Genomic DNA, 18,966 nt, shown 5'->3' with positions numbered 1-18,966 from the left:
CATGTCCACCCCCGCGAAACGCCTAAACCCCACCGACCTCAAAGCCATCTTCGGCCTCGAACCCGCCAACGCCATTGCCTACTTAAAACACAAGGGCTACGCCATCACCTGGCACTGGCAAGACATGCTCGACCAGGCCCACGACCAAGCCTTCACCGTGGCCAAAGCCATGCGCCTGGACCTGCTCTCCGACATTCGCGCCGCATTGGAAGCGGCCCTGCAACAAGGCCAAACCCTCAAGCAATTCACCGCCCACCTGCAACCCATCCTCCAAGCGGCGTTTTTCAAGGTAGTTGTCGCGTCAACCGTTCAACTATGCCGCTCTTTTCTCGTCCTGCTGCTCCCGATCCGGATTCAGCATCACCGCTCCTATCGGCTCCCAGTTCCGCGTCTGGCCTGACCAACGTTCCGGGCTTTTCTTGCGCGCTCGCTGGTACAGTTCATGCCGCCGCGCCAGGATCTGCTGGTCCAGCCCTCGATGCCGCTCCGTCGGTGTCACGAAGCGGATCCGGCTATGCCGGTGCTCGTTGTTGTACCAACGCATAAAATCTCTCACCCACGCGCGTGCGGCGTCCAAGCTGGCAAAACCCTCCTGCGGCCATTGCGGGCAATATTTCAGCGTTCTAAACAGCGACTCCGAGTACGGATTGTCGTTGCTCACTCGCGGTCGGCCACGGGACGGCGTGATACCCAGGTCGTACATCTTGCTCAACAGCGTCAGCGATTTCATCGGCGCACCATTGTCCGAGTGCAGCACCAGCGGCTCGTGTAAACACTGCTCGCCGATCACGCTGCGTTGCAGCAGCGCAGCCGCTTTTTCGCCGCTTTCTTCTTCGTAAACTTCCCAGCCCACGGCCTTGCGGCTGTAAATATCTTCGATCAAATACAGGTAGTAGTACTTGCCGCGTATCGGCGACGGCAAATACGTGATGTCCCACGACCACACCTGATTGGGCGCTTTGGCGACATGCGTCGTCGGTGCCGCATGCCGTCTGGGTCGCTGGCTACGGCCCCGATGATGTTGCTGACCGGCTGCACGCAGGATGCGATAAAACGTCGCTTCCGACGCCAGATAACGCCCCTCGTCAGCCAGCCTCGGTACGATCTGACTCGGCGGCAAATGGGCATACGCAGGGCTGTTACACAGCGTCACGATCGCTTGTCGTTCGATCTCGCTCAACGCATTACGCGGCGTGGGCCGCACGGTGGTTGTGCGGGCATCGGCTTGAAGATCCTCACTCTGCGTCCATCGCTGCAAGGTTCTGAGCGACAGCCCCACCTCTTGGCACGCTCTGATTTTTCGAGCACCGGCCTCGATGGCTTCGATCAACCAAGCCACCAACAACTGCCGTTCCGGCAAAGAGGTCAGGTGTCCTCGTTGTCGATCCCCCAGTAATCGTTGAGCTTTTTTCGCAGCACCAACAACGCGGCGGTTTCGGCCAGCGCCTTGTCTTTACGCAGCAGTTCGCGCTCAAGTTGCTGAATACGTTTCTTGTCCTTGCGAGATTGTTCGCGGTCGACCTTTTGTTGGTTCTGAACACTCTGCTGCCCCGTGATACAGGCTTGGCGCCAGGCGCTGACGTGTTCGGGGTACAGACCTTTTCGTCGGCAGTACTCACCCAGTTCGAGCTGCGACAGACCGGCGGTTTCAAGGACGACAGCGAACCGGGCTTCAGCAGACCAGTTCTCGGGGAGTGGCTTGTCTTCAGGCACTGCGCTTCCTTCAGAACTGACCTTCTTGCGCCAGTTGGACAAAGACATTTCGCTAACCCCTTCACGCCGGGAAACCTCGGCCATCGTCAGGTTCAGCGGGGGAAGCAGCATCTTGAGTAATGCGGCTTTGCGTTCAGGTGAATAGTACGGCACGACCAGTCTCTTTCCGCCCCCGATATGCTTTTTCAGGAAAATTCGGAGAGGCGACAACTATCCTGACACCGGGGGCAAGCCCAAGGCTGGTGGGGCAAACAAGTCATCGTCGACAGCGAGGGCACAGGCGAACTCGTCCAACTCGGCAGCGCACGAAGGTTAAAAACCATCTACCAAACCAACCTGCAAAGCGCCTACATGGCCGGCCGCAAAGCCAGCATGGAAGCCACCGCCGAAACCCATCCGTACTGGATGTATATCGCCATCCTCGACGGCAAAACCCGGTCCAGTCACCGTGCAATGCACGGCCAGGTCTTTCGCCACGACGACCCCATCTGGTCATCCATCTACCCACCCAACGGCTTCAACTGCCGCTGCCGCGTCATCGCCTTGAGCGAAGCCGCCGTAAAGCGTCGCGGGTTAACCGTCGTAGGGAGCGAAGGCAAAATGTTCACGGCAACGTTAGAAACAGGCACCCACAAACACCCCGGAGAAATCCGCACCGCCACAGTCACCGGCATTCGCCTCAAAGACGCCCAAGGCCGGGCCATAACATTTCGCACCGACCCAGGCTTCAATCACGCGCCCGGCACAGGTTTGGCAAACGCCCTAAAACGCAAACAGGCAACCGCCGCTCAAGGGGCATGAAATGTTCACCATCGAATTGCAACACCAACGCATCCAGAACACCTTGCGCGAAGTAGAGTGGGCCGTCGGCGACCTCGCACCCTTGATGCAGGGCATAGCCGCCGAACTGGCTCAGCAAACCGAGGAAAACTTTGAAAAAGAAGGCCGTCCCGATTGGGCCGACCTATCAGACACCACCACCGAGCGCCGAGCAAAAAACGGCAACTGGCCCGGCCAGATCCTGCAGGTCAGCGCCGCCGGCCTGACCGCCTCAATCACCACTCACGCTACAGACAGTTCGGCGCTGGTTGGCAGTAACAAACCCTACGCCGCGATGATGCAGTTCGGTGGTGATCAAGCAGACTTCCCGCACTTGTGGGGCGACATACCGGCTCGGCCATACCTGCCCATGGATAAGGCAGCGGCGCTACAACCAGAAGCGCAAGAGGCCATACTTGATCTGGCCCTCACGCATTTGAAACAGGCCGTTCGGGGGGCTACTTGAGTACGCCAGATTTTGTTCAAGCCTCACGTCCATTTTTGTGAAGGCCATATACAACGCCACCCAGATCCAGATGAACATGCAAACAAGCACTATCCCGCACAGACCGCCTACCACCAGTTCCCCAGTATCCAATGAGCAATTTCGTCATCACTTCCGGTCGAAACCCGCATAATTTACGTATGCCAACCCACAATTTTACCAACGACCCAGAGCGCCAATGCGAAACTCAAGATCCCTATGGCACTCCACTGCATCCATGCAAATGTTCGCTTGAACGGCGCAGGTAAACGGTCCAAATCGTCAGCACTCAGTTCACCTCTCTTGAGGTAAAAACCGGGAAAGGTAACGATCCCGGAGATCCCCCCAATCAACAAGAGCTTCCCCCAGGGGCCACCGTTTCTTAACGGGGCACGAGCCATAACGGCAGAACAATTTTTCAGAAAACCCAAAAGCTCATCCATTTTGGTATAGGCCATGTGCAGCGCAATACTGATCCAAACAAATGCGCCGAGAATCATCACTCCACCTAGATACCCGAAAACCAAATAAGACGTACTCATTTACTGGTCTCATAAATCACATCACCTAGTTTCTCACCGGCGGCGCCGAAAACTGCGCCACCCGCTAACGAACCTGCACCTACGGCAATAACGCCGCAAGCCAAGGTCGCTAACCCACCCGTTGGCACGCCCAGCGCAACACACAATGCTCCGACCGCCGGGCCTGTAAGTACCGCACCGGCCAGCGCGCCACCGGCGACTCCACCTGTAAAACTTCCAGTCTCAGTGTATTTGATTCGGGCACAAGCCTCGGTATTGCCGGCAGCACACACCTCTTGAACCTTCAAATAAGAAGCCCCACCGCCAACAGCCGTACCCATCCATCCACCGTACTTAACGAATTTAGCCGCCTTGGCCACGCCTTCAATATGCGTGGCATAACCCGGTATTTGCTCTGGGGCACCCGCCTTGGTCCATCGATGCACCAAGCTACGACTGGAAATTCCCAGCGCACTTTTCAAGTTCGGATGATCGGGGAAGCCGATACCTTTTCGCGTCAAAGAGGTCAGTTGAATATCGAGCTGGCCCATCAGTTTTTTGCGCTCAGCAAAGAACTCCGGGGACCGCAAATGCCCATCCTTTTTGAACGTACGTTGATGCAGCGCTTCAATGTCACTCAACGTGGTTTTCACAGTGCTCAGGCTCTTGGCAAATATCGACTCACCAATACCGATACCGGTCGAGCCCGTGGCCAGAAACGTCTCTATTTCGTCCCGATGCCGCGCCATAAAGTCAGCCTCATCCGCGCTCAGCGGTTTAAGGGCCTCATTCGTCTTCGCTGCAGCCTCCATCAACAACGCTTCTTCGCGTGTGCATTGCAGGTTGTTTGGGTCACTGAGCACAATCATCGAGCCGGCTTTAACGTCGCTCAAGTTCGGGTTCAGCGACTCAAATTTACTGATCACCGCCGGGTTGCGGGCGCTAAAAAGTGCAGCCTCAAGCTGTTCACGGGTCGTGCTCTTGGGCACAACGTAAAAGCCAGGCTCTTGTGGTTGAGGTTTTACAATAGGTTCGGCATCAGGCAACGCAGGTTTAGTGGTTTCCTCTGCGCGATACCCCAAAGAGCCCGCAGTCCATCCCTTTCCGGTGATGTGCGAATACTTGCCGAACATGTCATCACTCAAAGGAACGAAAGGATCATTCGAGACCAGCAGCCATTCGCCATTTTCTACGGCGGCTAACATTCGGCGCAGATCATCATTAGAAAGATTTCCCCGCGAACGTCCGTGAGCACGCAGCAAATCATCCACTCCCGTGATGCTGCCGTACTGCATAAGGGCTTTTTGCACTTTGGACGTGGCGAAAAATGGCGATTCGATTTTGTTAAAAGCAATACCTAGACGCTTGCGATCTTCCCTGCGGATAAGGCGCAGTGACATAAACCATCCTCCTTAATAAACGACGTGCTCAAACACACCATTGAACACGTCAAATCCATTGACGAACTGCGCAGGATAACGGTCCTACCGATCAGCCAAAATACTGGCTATTCGCTACTCAAGAGAATCAGGGAACAATAAGTCGCATAGAAGCCCAACCATCTATGCCAGTTTTATAGCGGCTACCCAGCTCACCAAGAGTAGAACCAGCGCCGCGTAAACAGTGGCGAGGGAGCTTGCTCCCGATGGGCCGCGCAGCGGCCCCCAACAAGGGACCACTGCACAGCCCAACGTCAGTTACCCACTCACCACAGCAGACTGCACCTACGCGGGTGGATCAATTTGATCCAGCAATCGGTTTGCCGTGATCTCCGCCACCATGATGCTGTTTGAAATGCCCAGCAGGGCGTAGCGCGATTCACTCTCTAGATGATCCACCAACTGGTGAACCATCACATCGACCGAGGCCAGCGTCTCGACCAAATAAACCGCCAGGGTTTCGGTCGTGGCCTCTGGGTCCACGGAAAACAGGGTGCTGCGTGTTCGCGGGGTGGCTTTGATGTCGGCAATCGACGGGAAGTGGTAATCGAGAGCTCGCTCGGCGGCTTCGTTGAGTTTTTTTGAATCGGGTTCGTACGGGGAGACCGGATCGGTGTCCGGTGGGTTGGGTGTGACCTTGAACATATCTCAGGTTCCTAATGGTGTGCCAACGCTCCTGCTGCTAAACGAAGAGGGTGGCAGCTGCACGCAGGTTAGCAGACCGGGGAACCTAAGAAGCCGGCGCGCCCAAAGGCGCCCTGCGTACAGCTACCATCAAAATGCAGGCGCAAAGCCCGACTGAATAGAAGCGTCGTACGTCTTAGGTTATCCACGGGCTGCTATACCCGATCACTGATGAGCAGTGACACGAATCAAGTTACCGAGTGACCCCAAGGCGCACAAGCCGGCGGATTCTGGCGTAACCGTAGGCAACGGCGCAAGGTCTTGTAGCTTTCAGGAAGTAACCTATAGCGCTTTTAAACAACGACTGTCGAATGATGTTGAATGACAGATCATTCGGGTCCTACGGGCGATCATAAGCCTCAAAAAATATGAGCCGCTAAAGCGTATTAGGGTCGAATGTAGCAAGTATCTGTAGCCAAAAGCCACTATTGAGATTTACCATCCAAGCCATAAAAGCTACGATGCTCATCACTCAAATTTTTTTCGATCGACGGCTGCCATTATCCAAAGTACCGTCCGACGTCTATAAACTATCCGAGATCCAGTATGGGGCAGATTAACGAATTTCCATTTGAAAGCAATTTCATACCACTATCCAAAAAAGGGAAAAGCTCAAAATCCAACACGTTCTCCGTACTCATAGGAAAAAACGGTGTAGGAAAGAGCCGGCTTTTATCAGACATCGCAGAGAACTATTCAAAAAAAATATTTGAGGAAGATGCTTTCTATTTTGATGATGGGTTCACACCTTCAAAAATTCTCGCAATTTCAACTAGCCCCTTCGACAAATTCCAAACTACAAAAACAAATACAAAGCAATGGGAAAACCGATATCACTATGTAGGCATGAAAGGCTCACTGGCGTACTCAAACAATGCCATGGCTCTTATATCGTCCGCAGCCAAAGGCCTTTTAAACAAATGTCTAAAATCAACCAGAACAAATAATCTCGAAGAGCTTTTTAGTCTTTTGCATCTTGAAAAAAACCTCACATTTATTTTTAAGTTAAATATAAAGCCACACTTGGAAGTAGCGCAAAAGCCATCAGCAAAAAAATATATTCTAGACTATGAAACGACTGGTATTGATTTGTTCAATTACCAAGGCGCCCCAAGCGACGATGCTTTTAGAGAGTTGCTCGAAGATCGGGCCTATGAGGCATACATAAAGTCGAGCCAGACCGTTAAAAAGGAAATTGCCAAATCTCTAACCTATGTGTGGGGGCATTTGGAAACAAAGAAAAACGCATTATTCGGCCTGAATTTTGATTATCGAAATAGATTTTCCAAGGGGTTCCTTGACAAGGAAATGGTTGAGTCGGTTCTAGCATTGCTCAATTCTGGAATAGTGAGATTGCTTGACTTAAAGCTTCGAAAAATAAAAAACAAAAAAGAAGAGTTTCAGGAATTATCACTTAGACGTGCTAGCTCTGGCGAGCAATGCCTTCTAGTTATCATGCTTGGTATTGCAGGGCTAATAGAAGATAACGCTCTAATACTAATTGATGAGCCAGAAATCAGTTTGCACCCTTCATGGCAAGAAAAATTTATGAACTTGCTGATGACCGTTTTTTCTGACTATAACGGATGCCATTTTATTATTGCAACACACTCACCACAAATAGTATCTCGTCTTGCCGCTGAAAACTGCTTCATTACCATAATGGGCGAAAACAAAATGTACTCAGCATCCGAGTACTTTCACAGATCAGCAGATTATCAATTAGCCGAGCTGTTCGACGCCCCTGGAATAATGAATGAATATGTTACGCGATTAGCATTCAATCTTCTCTCAAAGGTAAAAATGCATAAAGGTGTCGACTTCAAAGACCAAGCAGAAATGAAAAAGCTAGAAAGCATATTGAATAAACTTGACTCCGAAGACCCTAATTACGAGCTATTGACATCCGTAATTGAAACATGCGTATTCTTTATGGATAGGGGTTAAATAATGCCTCTCATTAGAAATCACTTTGTATACGAAAATGATGAGCTGGCGTTAATCAGAGCGAAGAAACTTGAGGGGTTTACACACCACGACTGGAGTCATGAGACTCTTATGTCATTAAGATCTCGAATTCGAGATTTTTACAGGAGAGAACAAAATGGACATTGTGCGTATTGCATGCAGCCTATATCTCTTCAAGCCGCCGCGAATGCCCAAGTCGAGCACATACTCCCAAAATCAAAACATGAAGCGTTCATATTTGAAGTAAAAAATCTTTGTGTGATTTGTGCCGACTGCAACCAGGCTAAAGGTGCAAAAAATGCTCTTATTGGCGAGGAGATTGATACTGTCCAGAATCTACCCCGCCGTTATCCGACCAGTTCTGCTAGATTTCTGATTATTCATCCTGCCATTGATGTGTATCGCGAGCATATCGCTATCAATGGCAAGATTTATATAGACCTTACTCCAAAGGGGCACTTCACGATAGGGGCTTGCAACCTCAATAGATTTACGCAGAAATTTGGCATCGCGCAATCAATGCTTGATGATTACGGTATATTCCAACTACTTGAAAGTTATTCAAGCGGAGGAGCGCAAGAAAAGCGGAATGCCTTCGAGAGAATTAGAGAGTTGCGTGGAGGGTAATATTTAAATCGAAAACACGATTGAATTTTTTTTGGGACGTGGTCACCTGCCGAGCGACGATACTGCAGAAACTTTCATCATCTAAATAAATTTAAGTGCCGAGAGCAATGGACAAAACATTTCATACACCTTGGGAACTCCTTGCCGGAAGCCAGTATTAGATGCCGTGCTATCAGACTGGACAAATCTTTTAGCGGACAAATCTCAACTGGAGCTAGCATATCAGACGTTCCTAAAACGTCACGCAGGGATGTTCTTTCCATCTATGCCTTTACATGATGAGATTATTTTGTCAGGTCTCAAGCTTGGAGCGGACCACGAGGTGGATTTTGTTATGGCTCACAGCGAAAGAAGCTTGGGATTTATTTATACGTTGATTGAGATTGAAACACCGCATGATACGGCTTTCACAAAAGCTGGTGATCCTAGGGCTCGCCTGAGTCATGCAATTCAACAAACGAATGATTGGAAGTCGTGGTTAGAAGAAAATCGCGATCAGGTTCAACGACTGTTCCCCTCTAAGAGGCTGAGAGTGACAGGCAAAACCCACTTTCGCTATATGGTGATCATGGGAAGAAGGTCTGATGAGTTCAATGAAAGAAGGAATGTGTGGTCCGAAAAAACTGGCGTTCAAATTCGGTCTTTTGATTGGTTTACTGACAATCTACTCAACAAGCAATTTCACTCTTTCAATTCGTATACCTCGGACATAATTAAGCCGAGTTACGAAGAAGACAATCAGTTCACCAATCCTTTTGCCGTTGCATACACAGATGCCGACTGGCGCAAAATTGTTGATGATCCTAGGCTAACATTAAGTCATATGGTTGGGCACAACCTAGAAATTCTAGCAAAACACCGTTCTTATAATCGTGATCGCTGGATTCCATTTATTGATTATATAAACTCACTTCCGGGCAGCCTGCTTTTCCCATCCGAAAGGGAATATTGGAGAATGAGTCATAGGTGTTAAGAGTTACGCCGGGCAAAATCGGGGCCTGACCCGATTTATCCTGACCCGATTTATCCCGACTTGGGGCTAGTATGATTTTAGAAGTTATGGTTCAGGCTGTTGATTTGTTACATTCGATACCTGATGTGATTTGGTCAGGAATCATAGCTTCCGGGCTGACTTTGAGTGGTGTATTAATATCTAACAGGAGCAACACGAAGCGGTTGAGGATGCAGTTAATGCATGACTCTGCCGAGAAATCACAGGAACGGATAACAGGTATTCGACGTGAGGTTTATTTGCGCGCAGCGGACGAAGCGCATAAAACAATCAGGCACCTTATCAATTTACCCTACATAAATTTGGCGGAGACGAATCCATCAGAGGAACTTCACGGCTTTTATTCTATATTGTCAAAGCTGAAGCTTGTCGCGGTGCCGAGCACCTTATCCCTAGTGACTGAGTTGGATGCAGAGTGCAATAGACTTTTTGTGAGGTTGCTGATGAAGGTCCAACCGATACAAGATGCACGTACTAATTTATTAGGATTTGAGGAGAAGCGTGATTTTTTCAATAAGAAGGCAGTAGAAACGTTCGCAGAGATAAAAATTCTCAGCGAAAGTGCTAATCCTGACACCTTACGTCTAGACGCATTAATGAAAGATCACAAAAGCTACTTGTTGATAGTCGCTGCGCAAGAGCAAACCCGAAAAGATCAACAGGAAGAGTTGGATCATCTTCTCAAGGCGTACAGTAATGTAATTTATCCTGAGCTGGCGCCATTTGGAAAGCTTTTGATTCAGATAGAAATAGAGATGCGCGGTGAGCTTGGACTGACAACAGATGTTGTTGCCTATGCAGCGCAAATGGACCGACAACGAGCTGAATTAGGAGATTTGGTCGAAAGAACTCTGAACTCAATGCATTCATCGGATAAATGACTAGTTTGGAAGGAATAACGCTCAAAAGTAATGCCTAGTTCATTTGAAAATGGTGGGGCCTTGAATGCTCTGCCGGTCTCATTCACTGTCTGTGTAACCTAAAGGAGATCGGACTTACGCTCAGACGGCTTAGACGACACGGAAATGGGCAAGCTGCGCGTCGGCTCACGGATGAGCAAAGAAGACAACGTAAATGCTTTATAAAGCCAGCCAGCCGCATAGCGCAGCACTGGCTCTCCTCGTCATCACTTCCCATTTCGTCTCGCTCATCAAAACCATCACAGCCGCCGCGAATCTCGCCTGGCACTCCCACCCAAACCCTTTAAACCCGATTAAAAGCCCAAGCCTACCTTCAAGCCCAAGCTCTGCTCATTACTCCAGTGCAGCGCTCAACCATGAAACCCATCCACATCTTCAAACCTGGCACCCACACCGCCATGTGCGGCGCCAGCTTCAACTTCACCGAGTCCGACCTAACCACCACCGTAGCCGCCTACAACCCATCGCTCCACGAAGCCCCCATGGTCATCGGTCACCCCAAGCACGACGCCCCAGCCGCTGGCTGGGTGAAGTCCCTGTCGGCCACCGCCCAAGGCCTGATCGCCGAACCCCAACAAGTCGACGCCACCTTCGCCGAGCAAATCGCCAAAGGCAGCTACAAAAAAATCTCCGCGTCCTTCTACCACCCAGACGCCGCCAACAACCCCGTGCCCGGCGTGTACTACCTGCGCCACGTCGGCTTCCTCGGCGCGCAGCCACCTTCGGTGAAAGGCCTACGCCCCATCGAGCTCGCCGACGACGAACAAGGCGTCATCGAGTTCAGCGACCGCGGCCACGAACTCAGCGCCGACCTCTGGCGCCGCTTCCGCGAATGGCTCATCGGCCAATTCAACAAAGACACCGCCGACCAGGTCACGCCCTCATGGGCCATCGACAGCCTCGCCGAAACCGCCCGCCAGCCAGAACAGCCCCTGCAAACTGCCTTCTCAGAACCCACCCAAACCACACAGGTCACCCACATGCCCGAGCAAGACACCGCCCTCGAAGCAGAAAACAAACGCCTGAAAGCAGACATCGCCCAGCGTGATACCGCGGCTCGTATGGCCGCGCAAAGCGCCATCCACACCGCCAGCGTCGACTACGCCGAGAAGCTGGTGGCGGCAGGCATGAAGCCCGTGCACGCGCCAGCAATCATCGCTGCACTGGATTACGCAGAGTCCAATGAGACGCCACTGGAATTCGGCGAAGACGACGCCCGCCAACCCTTGAGTGAAGGCCTCAAAGCCCTCTTCAACGACCTGGCAGGCACCGTCAGCTTCACCGAAGTCGCCACCAAAACCCGCGCCGACAACACCATCACTTCAACCACCAACCCATTACTCGCCGACGCCGAAGCCCGCGCCCAACGATAGGAAGTCCCCATGGCCACATTCATCCAACCCAAAGACCTGGGCGACTTGCTGCTAGTCGAAGTCAGCCCCGGCTGGACCAGATCCAAAGCAACGCTAGTGGCAGGCACCAACTACCCGCTAGGGCAAGTGCTGGCCAAGGTCGGCAGCAAATACCAACTACTCGATGCAGCTGGAACTGGCCCAGCAAAGAAGGCCGCCGCCGTACTGGCCGAACCCATCGACGCCACCGCAAGCGACCAGCCAGGCATCGTCATCGCCCGCGGCGCCGTCTTGGCCTTGGCCGAACTCGCGTGGCCCGCCGGCATCACCGAAGCGCAAAAAACCACCGCCCTCGACGAACTCAACGCCTTAGGCATCGTCGCCCGCGCCACCCTCTAATCAGGACTCATCCATGAACCTGCAAGACCTGTTCAGCGTCGCCAACCTCACCGCCGCCGTGAACAAACTCCCAGCCATCCCCGGCAAGGTCGGCGCCATGGGGCTGTTCGACGAAAAAGGCGTCACCAGCACCAGTGTCATCATCGATGAACGCGAAGGCCGGCTGGTGCTCGTGCCCAACACCTCGCGCAACGACGACCCGGCCCCCATCAAAGGCAACAAACGCAAACGCCGCACCTTCGAAACCCTGCACCTGCCCATCAACCGGCCGCTGCTGCCCAGCCAGCTGCAAGGCATCGCCGCGTTCGGCCAGGAAAGCGCCACCGCGCCCATCGCCACCGTCATCAACGACCACCTGCAAGACCTCAAAAACAGCATCGAAGCCACCCGCGAGTTTCAGCGTGTCGGCGCCTTGCGCGGCAAATTGCTCGATGCCGACGGCGAAACCATGTTCGACCTCTATAAGGAGTTTGAAGTCAGCCAAAAGAAAATGACCGTGCCCTTAAGCGCCGCGGGCACCAACGTGCGCAAAGCCTGCCTCGACGCCAAACGCCATTCTGAATCCAAGCTCGGCGGCGTGATGGTCACGGGTTTTCGAGCCCTGTGCGGGCCGGACTGGTTCGACGCGCTCATCGACCACGAAAAGGTCAAAGCCGCGTTCGCCAACTACCAGGAAGCCCAAGACCGGCTCGGCGGCGACATGCGCACCGGCTTCACCTTCGGCGGCATCGAGTTCATCGAATACGACGTCACCGTCAGCGGCCAGCGCTTCATCCCGGCCGACATCGCCCAGGTCTTTCCCATGGCCCGCGGTGTGTTCCGCCTGTTCAACGCCCCGGCCAACTACAACGAAACCGTCAACACCCTGGGCCAGCCGTTCTACAGCAAAGCCGAGCCACGCAAGATGGGCAAAGGCTGGGACCTAGAAGCCCAGGCCAACCCGTTGGCCATGTGCTTGTTCCCCGAAGCGCTGGTCGAGCTGAAGGCGGGTTGACCCATGCGCTACTGCACCCGCGCCGATCTCGGCCACGCCATCCCGCAGATGACGCTCATTCAGCTCTCCAACGACGACCCGGCCGCCACGCAGCCCAACGAAAGCGTGATCGACGACGGCGTACGTCACGCAGAAGAGTTGGTCGATGGCTACCTGCGCGGGCGCTACCACCTGCCGCTCGATCCAGTGCCCACCATGCTGCGCGATGCCGTGGTCTACCTGGCGCGGCACTGGCTGTATCAACGCCGCCCCGAAGGCGCATTGCCCGACGCCGTAAAAGACAGTCGCAAAGACACCCTCAAATTGCTGGAAAACATCCGCGACGGCGTCGTCACCTTAGGTCTGCCCACCGGCCACGCCGCGCCAGAGCCGGGCGAGATCCGCGTGCGCTCACGCCCTCAACAATTCAGCGCCGAGACCTGGGGGCGCTACTGATGACACAGGCTCTGGCCAAAACCCAAACCGAGCAACTGATGGACGCCATGCTCGCACGGCTACAACACGACTTCGGCCACGAGCTGATGGTCGAGCTGTTTCCCGAAAACCCGCTTCAATACCGCCTCAATCACCCACGCGGTGCCGTCTTGCTGGCCTACGGCAAGTCAACTTTTGGCCGCTCCGAAAGCACCGACGCAACATTCCAAGCCCGCAATGTGGTGCTGCGCCTCACGCTGATCTTCCGACAACTCAACGGCTCAACCGGCGTGGTCAGCTACCTCGACCGTATCCGCGCCTGCCTGACCGGCTGGTATCCGCCCAACGCCGACCAGGCCTGTCGTCCACTGTCCGAACAGTTCATCGGCCACATCAACGGCGTGTGGCAGTACGCCCAGGATTTCGCCACCCGCGCCACCCAACTGCAACCCATGCCCCCCGACCACGGGCCGCGGCTCAAACACGCTGCCTTCGAGGAACACCCATGACCCTGACCCGTTATCGCTACACCGGTCCACAAAGTGCCGCCTCGCTGAGGGTGGGCGACACCGGCGAACTAGACGTCCAGCTAATGCCAGGCAAGCCCGTCGAACTACCGGCCGACCACGAATACACCGTGGTGCTATTGGCGCTCAAACACCTGACACCGCTACCGCCCAACGCCAAGCCAAAGAAACCAGAGAAGGAATAAACGCCCATGCCAGCCAGCTATTTGCACGGCATAGAAACCACCGAAGTTGAGCACGGCCCGCGGCCTGTTCGGGTGGTCAAGTCAGCGGTCATCGCCTTGGTCGGCACTGCGCCGGTCGGGCCCGTCAATGAACTCACCTTGTGCTTGAACGACACCCACGCCGCCCAGTTCGGCGCGCACCAAAGCGGCTTCAGCATCCCCGAAGCGCTGCAAGGCATCTACGATTTCGGCGCCGGCACCGTGCTGGTGGTCAACGTACTTGACCCGGCCATCCACAGCGCCAAGGTCGCCGATCAGTTGCAGCAATTCGCCGACAACGATCGACTGCAACTGGAACATGGCGCGCTGCAAACGCTGCAAATAAAGTCCGCCGACGGGTTGGTCACGCACCTGCCAGGCACCGACTACACCGTCAACATGCTCACCGGCCAAGTCAGACGCCTGGCAACCGGCCGCATGGCCGCCAACGCCCAGATCAAAGCGGACTACACCCACGCCGACCCCAGCAAAGTTACCCCGGCCGACATCATCGGCGGCGTCACCCTCGCGGGGCGGCGCACCGGCTTAAAGGCCTTTCAGGACAGCTACAACCAACTGGGCTTCTTCCCAAAAATCTTCATCGCCCCAGGCTTCAGTACCTTGAAAGCAGTGACAGTCGACCTGGCCACCTCGGCCGGCCAGGTAGGTGGCGTGGCCTACGTCGATGCCCCCATCGGCGCCACCGTGCAACAAGTGCTGGCCGGGCGTGGACCGTCCGGCGCCATCAACTTCAACACCAGCAGCGATCGGGTCCGCCTGTGCTACCCGCACGTCAAGGTGTACGACGCCGCTACCAATGGCGAACGTCTGCAGCCACTGTCGATACGCGCCGCCGGCCTGCGCGCCAAAGTCGACCACGACAACGGCTACTGGTGGAGCAGTTCCAACCAACCGTTGCTGGGCGTCATCGGCTTGGAACGACCACTCACCGCACGCATCGACGACGCCTCCAGCGAGGTCAACCTGCTCAACGAAAACGGCATCACCACCGTCTTCAATTCCTACGGCACCGGTCTGCGTTTATGGGGCAACCGCACCGCGGCCTGGCCCACCGTCACCCACATGCGCAACTTCGAAAACGTGCGCCGCACCAAAGACGTCGTCGACGAATCCATCCGCTACAGCGCGCTGCAATTCGTCGACCAGCCCATCACCACCTCGCTCATCACCAGCATCACGGAAAGCGTCAACTTGTTCCTGCGCAAACTCATTGGCGACGGCGCCTTGCTCGGCGGCGAGTGCTGGTACGACCCGGCACGCAACCCGCAAACCGAACTGGAACAGGGCCACGCACTGTTCAACTACAAACTCACCGTGCCGTTGCCGTTTGAACGCGGCACCTTTGAAACCGAAATCACCGGGGATTACCTGGTCAACCTGGGGGCCGCATAAATGGCAGGCTTTAGCGCACACCGTATTTCCAACGCCAACGTCTATCTGGATGGCACCAGCTTCTTTGGCAAATGCGAAGAGATTGATCTGGGCACCATCAAAACCGTGATGAGTGACTTCCAAGGGTTGGGCATGGTCGGGCTGATCGAATTGCCCGATGGCATCGATAAACTGGAAGGGAAAATCACCTGGAACAGTCTGTATTTTGAGGCGGCTAAAAAGTTGGTGACGCCGTTCAAGAGCGTGCAGCTGCAATGCCGGTCTAACGTTCAGGTGTTCAATAACGGGGGGCTGGTGAACGAGATTCCGCTGGTGACCACCATGACCATTACGGGTAAGGAGTATCAGCTGGGCACGCACAAACCACGAGATCCGACGAAATATGAGACGCCGTTTTCGGCCACCTATGTGCGGCAGATGATCAATGGGGATGAGGTGGTGTTGCTGGATTATTTGGCGAATATTTTTCGCGTGGGCGGCGAGGATCAGTTGGCTAGGTACAACAAAAATCTTGGAATTTCTTAAGTCTTAAAGGAAGCGGAGCTGTATGAGATTTGCTCGGAGCAAAGCAGAATGATAGAATCCTTCCGTCATCTACGCTCCAGGCCGTCCGGTTCGCTGAATCCAATACGTTGGACACCGATCTGGCAAGTGTGGTCCCAGTAGCTAGGAAAGCTCCGAAACAAATGTTTCAGTGCAGTGATCCTTTCTATTGACGCAGCGGGTGGAACATTGCGATAGGTGCATAAAAGCGGAAATCAATTAATTGGTTTCCGCTTTTTTTTGCTAGTAATAATCGTTCATGAACATATTCAGATGTGTCGTTTTCGTCACATCCCTCCACTCGCAATGGCAATTTGGGAAAGAGCCTTTGATGGATGGGTTTTTCCCCGGGCCTCGCGTGACGTTGAAGTGCCGCTGGATATCTGCAACTCTTCTACCGAATCGAAATGTGAAATTCAGCTCGCAAGAGAGCGCGTGCGGAGTTCCAGTGGCAGGAAGACTGTGATGCTCTGTGCCATATTCGAAGTGTTTGTCATCATCGTCGATGAAGTAGCGGGTCGAGTAGCTAGACTTGCGTCGAGGTTTTCGCCGCTGCTTCAGCAGCACAAACAACGCCTTGGTCTCTTCAACGAAGGTCGGAGTTTGGGTTCGTAAACGCACGAGCTCAACCAAATCGCGCCACTCCTCGGCATCGAAATTGCGCTCCGGTAACAATGACGCCTGCTGATTTTGACCGTTCAATACTTCAATACAAAACGCTGAGAACGTGCTGAGCAGGCGGTTAATCTTCTGGACCAGATAGCTCTCGGCATTTTCTACTCGAGACGGAATTCCCACCCGATGTATAAAGAGCGCTGTGCGGGTAAATTCCAGGCATGCGCCGCAACGGTCATCTCCTATCACAAGCAGTGCATCACTCGTGCTGGATTTACTGTGAAAATAGCGCTCTAGGTTTGGCTCCTGGTTGAGATCAGGCGCTCCCAATTCCAAGGTCAACGTCCCTCCTGGAAAATTCGAAGGTGCAGAGATCTTGTTACGAAGCTTTAAGAACTCACGTCGCAGAAATTCATTCCCTGTGGCTAGTCCGATGAACACTCTCATGGTTGTTTGAATAGCTTCGCCAGCACAGACACAGGTATGTCGATTTTCTCCAGATCGTCTGCATCCAGCTTGCTCAGGATATTCAGCAAGGCGATTGCGTCATTTTGCACAGGGGCGATTTCTGAAGGGGCAGCTTCCTGCGCTGGCTCAGGATCAACTTCAAATTCGTAGTTGACATCGGGTGGCACCAAACCGATTTTGGCTCGATGAACCGGGTGCGTAATCACTTTATAGGTAGCAGCATCGGACGTTCGTCCCACAAAATATTTCAGAGTCTCCCCATCCAGCTCGGTCCGGTAATCCACCTTTAACTCTGCAAAAATTACAGGTAGGTTGCTCAGCAATAGCGGCCTTTTATTGGCATCCCAGTAGGCTCGGGTAGCGGCCTGCAGGGTTGTAACAAACGGTGAGAGTTCCATGATTTCTTCCATAAATAAATCAGTCGACCAAGATACAGCCGATTGGCTGGATGTTGCACCCCATTCAGGCTGCGCGCACATCAAACCCAAGAAACCGCAACGCCTTAGCCATCCGGCCATTGATCGGCGGCACCTGCTCGGGCTTAAGCGTCCCCACCAGCTCCAACGCACAAAAACGACCGAAAGCGCCTAATTTGTATCTCTGGTCGTACAGCACTGCACAGATGCGCTCTGCAAAGTCGTCGCTGCCATGCACCAAGTAGATCAACGAGTTTTGCACCCGAGGTAGATCGCCGTGGTTCAGCTCCCAAAACTTCGTCGGCAACGCCTCTGCACCGCCCTTAGTAAAGCGCAGTTGCTCCTTGAAGGCATGCACACAGATCAGCGCGCTGGCTAACTGGTCATGAGTGCTGGACCGTATAGATTCAGGCGTTCCCATAACCGCTTGCAACTCCGCCAGCAGCTGAAAGTAATCATCTGGGATATGTTGATTCGTAGCTGTTACCCACTGCTCAGCAAGGCTCCCGACCATGTGTCGCCGATCTTCCTCAAACCGAAGTGGCGCCTCCTGCCACGACGCGTCTCCAACGGCGTGTTCAAGGCGCACCCAGTTCAGAAAGCGGTTCGTCTCGACCGCCAGACTAAGTTCCGCAAATTCGGGCCGACGCAACCCTCGGTCACGAAGCACCCCAGAAACTTCCGCGAAGGCTGGACTGTATTCCTCGTAGATGGACTTCTGTAGATCACTGAGATAATGCTGTTGCGCAGACTTGTGTCCGCTACCGGAAAGCACAGTGGGCGGCTCCACATCACGCAACACCTGGAATGGTGCATCCGGGTTACCCAAACGGGACGCTTTTTCCCAGGCATCCCGGAACTGCTTAAACACCTCGGGCGTCAGCACTTCGGCACTGTCCCAGACCTGCGCGAAAAAAAGCTCGATATCGAGAATGCGGTCTTCATCTCCTGGTTGGTCAAGCACAAGGACTGCTTCTCGGTTGCTGGCCATTCCGCCTTCAGTGAGATTGGCCGACCCAAGCATGACCACGCCGTCGAAGAGAAACACCTTGGCGTGGAAACCATCCGTGAAATAGCGCACTACGCAGTTAGGGGCATCAAGCACACGACGTAGAGCCGAAGGATCTGTGCTCTTATTGAGACCCACCAATAGCTCAACTTTTGCCCCGCGAGCTGCCGCCTGCAAAATCTCCGAATAGCGATTGAAATACGGCACCGCAATTCTAATTCTGGACGCCGTAGCCATATGGGACGCGTACGGCCGCAAAACTTGATCCTGTCCAGGGCTATTGGTGTAGATGCCGGAGTCTGTCATCGGTGAAGCCCTGTTCGAGTGAATGTACTTCGGCTGGAAGCAGCCTGCTATGAACGCAATCTTTGCGCAGCGTATTAACTCAGAGGGAGTACAGATGTGGCTCTACACTTCCCAGTCGAA

At 53.8% G+C, this 18,966-nt stretch carries 22 protein-coding genes; 15 read left to right on the top strand and 7 right to left on the bottom strand.

The features are described from left to right. Position 1: 1 nt before the first annotated feature. The gene (locus ACYZT7_RS07570) at positions 2–400 is read left to right on the top strand and encodes a phage head morphogenesis protein (RefSeq protein ID WP_462040550.1); all 399 of its coding nucleotides are present in this window, start codon (positions 2–4) and stop codon (positions 398–400) included. On the opposite strand, the gene ACYZT7_RS07565 is transcribed toward ACYZT7_RS07570, so the two are convergent. Next, positions 314–1,866, bottom strand: a protein-coding gene (locus ACYZT7_RS07565; protein ID WP_462037356.1) for an IS3 family transposase whose coding sequence is annotated in 2 segments (ribosomal slippage) — positions 314–1,404 and positions 1,404–1,866 — 1,554 coding nt in all. Because the reading frame shifts where the segments join, the coding sequence is not laid out codon by codon here. The two genes, ACYZT7_RS07570 and ACYZT7_RS07565, sit on opposite strands and share 87 nt — an antisense overlap. Before the next feature lie 105 nt (positions 1,867–1,971). Between ACYZT7_RS07565 and ACYZT7_RS07560 the strand changes: the two genes are divergently transcribed. Then, a complete protein-coding gene (locus ACYZT7_RS07560; RefSeq protein WP_462041759.1) occupies positions 1,972–2,514 on the top strand; it encodes a phage head morphogenesis protein in 543 nt (180 codons plus the stop codon). Position 2,515: 1 nt separating this feature from the next. After that, positions 2,516–2,998: a phage virion morphogenesis protein gene (locus tag ACYZT7_RS07555; RefSeq protein WP_462040549.1), complete on the top strand. Its 483-nt coding sequence runs from the start codon at positions 2,516–2,518 to the stop codon at positions 2,996–2,998. A gap of 173 nt (positions 2,999–3,171) precedes the next feature. Here ACYZT7_RS07555 and ACYZT7_RS07550 read toward each other — a convergent pair whose 3' ends face one another. The 3 genes from ACYZT7_RS07550 to ACYZT7_RS07540 form a co-directional block, all read right to left on the bottom strand. Then, on the bottom strand, positions 3,172–3,558 hold the full coding sequence (locus tag ACYZT7_RS07550) for a hypothetical protein (RefSeq protein WP_462040548.1): 387 nt from the start codon (positions 3,556–3,558) through the stop codon (positions 3,172–3,174). Next, the gene (locus ACYZT7_RS07545; protein ID WP_462040547.1) at positions 3,555–4,937 is read right to left on the bottom strand and encodes a hypothetical protein; all 1,383 of its coding nucleotides are present in this window, start codon (positions 4,935–4,937) and stop codon (positions 3,555–3,557) included. The genes ACYZT7_RS07550 and ACYZT7_RS07545 overlap by 4 nt, the downstream gene beginning before the upstream one ends. 324 nt (positions 4,938–5,261) lie before the next feature. Next, positions 5,262–5,621 (bottom strand): DUF6124 family protein, encoded by a 360-nt coding sequence (locus tag ACYZT7_RS07540; RefSeq protein WP_462040546.1) that lies wholly within the window; start codon positions 5,619–5,621, stop codon positions 5,262–5,264. 585 nt (positions 5,622–6,206) lie between these two features. On the opposite strand from ACYZT7_RS07540, the gene ACYZT7_RS07535 reads away from it, so the two are divergent. The 12 genes from ACYZT7_RS07535 to ACYZT7_RS07480 all read left to right on the top strand — a co-directional run bounded on the left by ACYZT7_RS07535 (position 6,207) and on the right by ACYZT7_RS07480 (position 16,014). After that, entirely contained in the window at positions 6,207–7,607 is a 1,401-nt protein-coding gene (locus tag ACYZT7_RS07535; RefSeq protein WP_462040545.1) for an AAA family ATPase, read from the top strand. A 3-nt stretch (positions 7,608–7,610) separates the two neighbouring features. Further along, positions 7,611–8,255, top strand: a complete 645-nt coding sequence (locus tag ACYZT7_RS07530; RefSeq protein ID WP_462040544.1) for an HNH endonuclease — start codon at positions 7,611–7,613, stop codon at positions 8,253–8,255. 166 nt (positions 8,256–8,421) lie between these two features. Continuing rightward, entirely contained in the window at positions 8,422–9,228 is an 807-nt protein-coding gene (locus ACYZT7_RS07525; protein WP_462040543.1) for a Shedu anti-phage system protein SduA domain-containing protein, read from the top strand. A 218-nt stretch (positions 9,229–9,446) separates the two neighbouring features. Continuing rightward, on the top strand, positions 9,447–10,148 hold the full coding sequence (locus tag ACYZT7_RS07520; protein WP_462040542.1) for a hypothetical protein: 702 nt from the start codon (positions 9,447–9,449) through the stop codon (positions 10,146–10,148). 395 nt (positions 10,149–10,543) lie between these two features. Continuing rightward, positions 10,544–11,560 carry a phage protease gene (locus tag ACYZT7_RS07515; RefSeq protein ID WP_462040541.1) on the top strand — a complete coding sequence of 339 codons (1,017 nt, stop codon included), beginning with the start codon at positions 10,544–10,546 and terminating at the stop codon, positions 11,558–11,560. A gap of 9 nt (positions 11,561–11,569) precedes the next feature. Next, positions 11,570–11,938: a head decoration protein gene (locus tag ACYZT7_RS07510; protein ID WP_462040540.1), complete on the top strand. Its 369-nt coding sequence runs from the start codon at positions 11,570–11,572 to the stop codon at positions 11,936–11,938. 13 nt (positions 11,939–11,951) lie between these two features. Further along, positions 11,952–12,932, top strand: coding sequence for a major capsid protein (locus tag ACYZT7_RS07505; RefSeq protein WP_462040539.1), 981 nt, complete (start codon positions 11,952–11,954; stop codon positions 12,930–12,932). Between the two features lie 3 nt (positions 12,933–12,935). Further along, positions 12,936–13,367, top strand: coding sequence for a gp436 family protein (locus ACYZT7_RS07500; protein WP_462040538.1), 432 nt, complete (start codon positions 12,936–12,938; stop codon positions 13,365–13,367). Next, positions 13,367–13,855, top strand: coding sequence for a Gp37 family protein (locus ACYZT7_RS07495; RefSeq protein WP_462040537.1), 489 nt, complete (start codon positions 13,367–13,369; stop codon positions 13,853–13,855). The genes ACYZT7_RS07500 and ACYZT7_RS07495 overlap by 1 nt, the downstream gene beginning before the upstream one ends. Continuing rightward, positions 13,852–14,058 carry a hypothetical protein gene (locus ACYZT7_RS07490; protein WP_462040536.1) on the top strand — a complete coding sequence of 69 codons (207 nt, stop codon included), beginning with the start codon at positions 13,852–13,854 and terminating at the stop codon, positions 14,056–14,058. Before ACYZT7_RS07495 ends, ACYZT7_RS07490 begins: the two co-directional genes overlap by 4 nt. A 6-nt stretch (positions 14,059–14,064) precedes the next feature. Beyond that, a complete protein-coding gene (locus ACYZT7_RS07485) occupies positions 14,065–15,489 on the top strand; it encodes a phage tail sheath subtilisin-like domain-containing protein (RefSeq protein ID WP_462040535.1) in 1,425 nt (474 codons plus the stop codon). Continuing rightward, the gene (locus ACYZT7_RS07480) at positions 15,490–16,014 is read left to right on the top strand and encodes a phage major tail tube protein (protein WP_462040534.1); all 525 of its coding nucleotides are present in this window, start codon (positions 15,490–15,492) and stop codon (positions 16,012–16,014) included. Positions 16,015–16,275: 261 nt separating this feature from the next. Here ACYZT7_RS07480 and ACYZT7_RS07475 read toward each other — a convergent pair whose 3' ends face one another. From ACYZT7_RS07475 to ACYZT7_RS07465, 3 genes are all read right to left on the bottom strand, one after another. Beyond that, positions 16,276–16,989: a hypothetical protein gene (locus ACYZT7_RS07475; protein WP_462040533.1), complete on the bottom strand. Its 714-nt coding sequence runs from the start codon at positions 16,987–16,989 to the stop codon at positions 16,276–16,278. A gap of 101 nt (positions 16,990–17,090) precedes the next feature. Beyond that, entirely contained in the window at positions 17,091–17,513 is a 423-nt protein-coding gene (locus ACYZT7_RS07470) for a hypothetical protein (protein ID WP_462040532.1), read from the bottom strand. Between the two features lie 64 nt (positions 17,514–17,577). Next, positions 17,578–18,846: a phospholipase D-like domain-containing protein gene (locus tag ACYZT7_RS07465; RefSeq protein WP_462040531.1), complete on the bottom strand. Its 1,269-nt coding sequence runs from the start codon at positions 18,844–18,846 to the stop codon at positions 17,578–17,580. Positions 18,847–18,966 lie beyond the last annotated feature (120 nt).

Source organism: Pseudomonas sp. RT4P38, assembly GCF_054897765.1.
This window is presented reverse-complemented; position numbering and strand designations above follow the sequence as displayed.